This is a genomic window from Actinomadura sp. KC216, assembly GCF_004348535.1.
Classification (GTDB): Bacteria; Actinomycetota; Actinomycetes; order Streptosporangiales; family Streptosporangiaceae; genus Spirillospora.
In genome coordinates, this window is sequence record NZ_SMJX01000488.1 from 1 (window position 1) to 4,382 (window position 4,382).

Here is a 4,382-nt window from a genome sequence, read left to right on the forward strand (position 1 = left end):
GCTTGGTAGGGGTCCGCGGACATATCTTCCGTGAGCTGGGTAGATGTAGGGCCTGATGAAGTGGGACCTGACGGGCTGGATGTGTGACATGTTCGAGGTCGAGGACATTCGGGAGTGGCGGGGCCACGACGTGATCGACGCGTCCGGAAGCAAGATCGGCGAGCTGGAGGCGGTGTACGTCGACACCGGGACCGACCAGCCGTCGTTCGTCACGATCAAGATCGGCCTTCCGACGCGGCAGCGGCTGGTGTTCGCGCCCACCGCGGGGGCGACGGTCGGGCCGCGGCACCTCCGGGTCGCCCAGGCGAAGAAGCAGGTCAAGAACGCTCCGTCGATCGGCACGGACGGCGAGCTCCTCGCCGAGGACGAGCAGGCGCTCTTCGAGCATTACGACCTGCCGTACAGAGCGGCCCCGAGCGAGCGGCGGCTGGCGCGTCGCTGATCGGCCGGCGGCGGCCGGTTCGGGCAGGGTTCGGGCAGGGCAGCCCTCGCGGTCAGCGGCCGTCGAGGAGGGGCTGGCGAGGGTCCCAGGCGGTGCCGTCGCGGGCGTCGCGGCGGCGGCGGGCGATGCCCGACAGGGCCTCCAGCACGACGCGGTTGGCCAGGGCGGACGTGATGTCGGCGCTGTCGTAGGGCGGAGAGACCTCGACGACGTCGATACCGGCGACGGGGAGTTCGTAGGCGACGCGGCGTACCGCGTCCAGCAGTTGCCGGGCGGTGAGGCCGCCGGGTTCGGGCGTGCCGGTGCCGGGGGCGTGACCGGGGTCGCAGACGTCGATGTCGACCGACAGGAACACCCCGTCGCAGTCGTCGGTCGCGATCTGGAACGCCTCGGTCAGGCATTCGTCCAGGCCGCGGGCGACGATCTCCGTCATCTCGTAGGACCGCATGCCCTGCTCGGCCATCCAGGCCAGCGTCTCCGGGCCGGGCCAGTAGCCGCGCAGACCCAGTTGAAGGAACCGGTCACCGCGCACCGCGCCGGACTCGATCAGCCTCCGCATCGGCTGCCCGTGCCCGACCAGCGACCCGAAGGCGATGTCGCCGGTGTCGGCATGCGCGTCGAAGTGGACCATCGAGACGCGTCCCGCCCCTAGATGCTGCGCGACGCCCGCCGCGTCGGGCCAGGCGATGGTGTGGTCGCCGCCCAGGATCAGCGGGATCGTCCCGGTCCGGGCCACGGTGTGGACGGCTTCTTGCAGGTCGCGGACGGAACGTTCGGCGTCGCCGGAGTACATCTCCACGTCTCCGGCGTCGTAGACCGTCAGGTCGCCGTGCAGGCCGTCCACCCGCAGCGCCAGCGACGGCCGCGACCCGTTGGACGGCAGGTAGCAGGTCTGCCGGATATACCGTGGGCCGAACCGCGTTCCCGGCCGGTGGGACGTGCCGCCGTCGAACGGGGCCCCGAGGACGACCACGTCGGCGTCGGCGTACGTCGACGGGTCCGTCCAGGTGCAGCGCGGCACCCCCAGGAACGTGATGTCCGGGCCGAACTGCGGCCCATACCGCTCGCCCTGCCCGCTGGACGTCATCCGCGCTCCCCCGATCCGATGGCCCGGCTTCCAGCCACCCTGCCCGGCACAGCGCGATCTATGACACGCGCGCGCGTGCGGCGGCCCCCGGGAGGTCAGCGGCGGTACAGGGTCAGGGTCTTCTCGCCTATTCGTTCGCGGAGAGCCGGGTCGTCCACGCCTTGGCCTTCGGACGTCGCGCCGCAGAGGACGGCGACCTTTCCGACGTGCTGGTTCGTCTGGACGGCCCGCGTCGCCTCCCCGGCCTCGTCCAGCGGGAACACCTTTGAGAGCGTCGGATGGATCATGCCGAGGCCGATGAGGCGGTTCGTCTCGACGGCCTCGTGGTAGTTGAAGCCGTGCGAGCCGATGATGCTCTTGAGGCGCATCCACAGGAAGCGGTTGTCGTACTCGTGCCGGTATCCGGTGGACGACCCGCAGGTGACGATCGTGCCGCCGCGCCGGGCGACGTAGACGGACGCGCCGAACGTCTCGCGGCCGAGGTACTCGAACACGATGCCCGGGTCCTCGCCGACGAGGCGGCGGATCGCCTCGCCGAGCATCCGCCCGGCCTTCGGGTGGCGGAAGCCCTGCTCGCCGAGGTCCAGCTCGCTGCGGTCGATGACGTGCTCGCAGCCCTGCGCCCGGGCGATCTCCGCCTTCTCCTCCGACGACACGACCCCGACCGGAATGCCGCCGCCGTTCTTGACGAGTTGCGTCGCGAACGAGCCGAGCCCACCGGTCGCGCCCCAGACCAGCACGACGTCGCCCTGCTTCATCCGGGCACCGTGCGACCCGACGAGCATCCGGTAGGCGGTGGCGGCGCACAGGGTCGTGGAGCCCGCCTCCTCCCAGGTGAGGTGCGCCGGCTTGCGGATCAGCTGGTTGGCCTTGACGACGCAGAACTCGCCGAGCGACCCGAAGTTCGTCTCGAACCCCCAGGCCAGCTGGGACTCCGACATCATGCCGTCGTCGTAGGAGCCGTGGTCCTCCTCGTCCACGTAGCACGGGGACAGGACGACCTTGTCTCCGGGATTCCAGCGCTTCACGCCGCTGCCCGTCCGGACGACGACGCCCGCGCCGTCCGAGCCGAGGACGTGGTACGGCAGGTCGTGGCGGGCGCCGTGCCGGCCCTGCCGCCCGAACCGCTCCAGGAACGCGAACGTCGGGACGGGCTCGAAGGTCGCCGACCAGACGGTGTTGAAGTTGATCGCGGCGGACATCACGGCGACGACGCACTCGTCCGGCGCCAGTTCCGGCATCTCGACCTCGCCGACGTGCAGCGAGCGGCGGACGTCCTTGTCGGCGTGCCCCTCGAAGATCCCGACCTCGTCCTTGCGGGTGAACGCGGCCCGGAACCGGGTCGGCAGCTCGATCTCCCGCAGCTCGGGCCCGCTCGCACCGGACCGTACGGCGTCGAGCAGGACGTGGGACGAGCCGTTTTGAGCAGCCATGGGGGATGTCCTTTGTCGGGGGTGGCCTTCAGCGGTCGGCGGTGAGTCGGCGCTCCAGGTGCGCGGCGAGAACGTCCACGCCTGGCGGGTCGAGCAGGTTGAGGTGGTGCGTCCCGGGGATCGTGACGATCTCCAGGTCGGGGCAGAGATCGCCGAAACCGTTGGTCCCGTCGAGTACATAGCGGGCATCCCGGACGGCCCAGGGGGTCTCCTCGGGCGCGCGGTACAGGATGACGCGGCCGCCGTACGGCCCGGGCCGGTACGCCTCCAGGGAACGGGTGTCCTGGTGGGACGTGAGCTGGTGGGTGAGCGCGGCAGGCGGGATGTGGTCCACGAGGGGTGCGGCACGCTCCATGACCAGCGCGAACTGTGCTTCCTCGTCCAGCCCGGACAGCTCCTCGTAGGTGAGGGTGACGTCCATGCCGTACGTCTCGTTGATGTAGTCGGCGAACGCGGAGAACCGGCGGGCGAGCGTGTCGGACTCGTCGTCGACCGGCCGCGGCAGCCCCGCGTCGAACAGCGCCACGAACTCGACCTCGCGCCCGGCCCGCCGGAGCCCGCGGGCCGTCTCGTAGGCGAGGACGCCGCCGAACGACCAGCCGCCGAGCCGGAACGCGCCCTCCGGCTGCGCCTCCACCAGATGCCGGACGTAGCGGGCGGCGCGCTCCTCGACGGGCGGCGCGTCCTCGAACCGTTCCAGCCCGAAGACCGGCTGGTCGTCGTCGAGCAGGTCGGCCAGCGGGCGGTAGCAGGCCGTCGTGCCGCCGGCGGGATGCGCGATGAAGATCGGACGGCGGTTCCCGGACGGTTTCGCCGCCTTCAGCGGACGGACGGTCCGCCGGGCCGCCTCCTCGTCCGCGGCCCGGATGAACTCGGCGACATGCTCGGCCGTGGGGACGGCGAACAGCTCGTCGCGGCCGATGGGCTTGGGTTTGGCCGCCTGGCGGGCGAGTTCGGCCGCGACCCGGTCCACGATCTCGTCGGCGTGGTGGTCCCGGCCGCCGAGTTCGTTGAAGAAGTCGGCGGTGACGCCTACGCGGTCAAGGCCGAGAACGTCCTCGAAGATCCGGACGGCGAGTCGCTCGGCGGCATCGCGCGGCATGACGTACCCGGCACCGGCCTCCGCCACGGGCGGCGCGGCCACCGCCGGAACCGGAAGGCCGAGTTCGTCGGCTGCCCATTCCTCCAGAGCCTTGACGCTCGCGCCGCGTAGGAGCACGGATGCGGGAACCGTCAGGCCGAGGTCGTGCTCGATGCCGCTCTTGATCCGGACCGCGACGAGCGAGTCGAGGCCGAGATCGGTCAGCGGGACGGACGCGTCGAGCCGCTCCGGCGCGAACCCGAGAACGGCCGCGATCCTGTGCCTGACCTGCGCGGCGACCATCATGCGGGCGGTCGCGGGATCGAGGCCGTCGAGCGC

General features: G+C 71.4%; 4 protein-coding genes. 1 reads left to right on the plus strand and 3 read right to left on the minus strand.

Annotated elements, in window-relative coordinates:
* Positions 1–88: 88 nt before the first annotated feature.
* The gene (locus tag E1264_RS40635) at positions 89–442 is read left to right on the plus strand and encodes a PRC-barrel domain-containing protein (RefSeq protein ID WP_132182589.1); all 354 of its coding nucleotides are present in this window, start codon (positions 89–91) and stop codon (positions 440–442) included.
* A gap of 52 nt (positions 443–494) precedes the next feature.
* Here the strand turns inward: E1264_RS40635 and speB are convergent, their stop codons facing one another.
* The 3 genes from speB to E1264_RS40650 form a co-directional block, all read right to left on the minus strand.
* Positions 495–1,529: an agmatinase gene (speB, locus tag E1264_RS40640; protein WP_132182591.1), complete on the minus strand. Its 1,035-nt coding sequence runs from the start codon at positions 1,527–1,529 to the stop codon at positions 495–497.
* A gap of 95 nt (positions 1,530–1,624) precedes the next feature.
* Positions 1,625–2,962, minus strand: a complete 1,338-nt coding sequence (gene ccrA, locus E1264_RS40645; RefSeq protein ID WP_132182593.1) for a crotonyl-CoA carboxylase/reductase — start codon at positions 2,960–2,962, stop codon at positions 1,625–1,627.
* A gap of 28 nt (positions 2,963–2,990) precedes the next feature.
* Positions 2,991–4,382 (minus strand): thioesterase domain-containing protein (locus tag E1264_RS40650; RefSeq protein ID WP_243711478.1); only part of this gene is annotated, 1,392 nt, incomplete at its 5' end.

What these genes read in the sequence shown, in the direction of transcription:
- E1264_RS40635 (WP_132182589.1), top strand. Translation starts at nt 89, where the DNA reads ATGTTCGAGGTCGAGGACATTCGGGAGTGGCGGGGCCACGACGTGATC.
- speB (WP_132182591.1), bottom strand. Translation starts at nt 1,529, where the DNA reads ATGACGTCCAGCGGGCAGGGCGAGCGGTATGGGCCGCAGTTCGGCCCG.
- ccrA (WP_132182593.1), bottom strand. Translation starts at nt 2,962, where the DNA reads ATGGCTGCTCAAAACGGCTCGTCCCACGTCCTGCTCGACGCCGTACGG.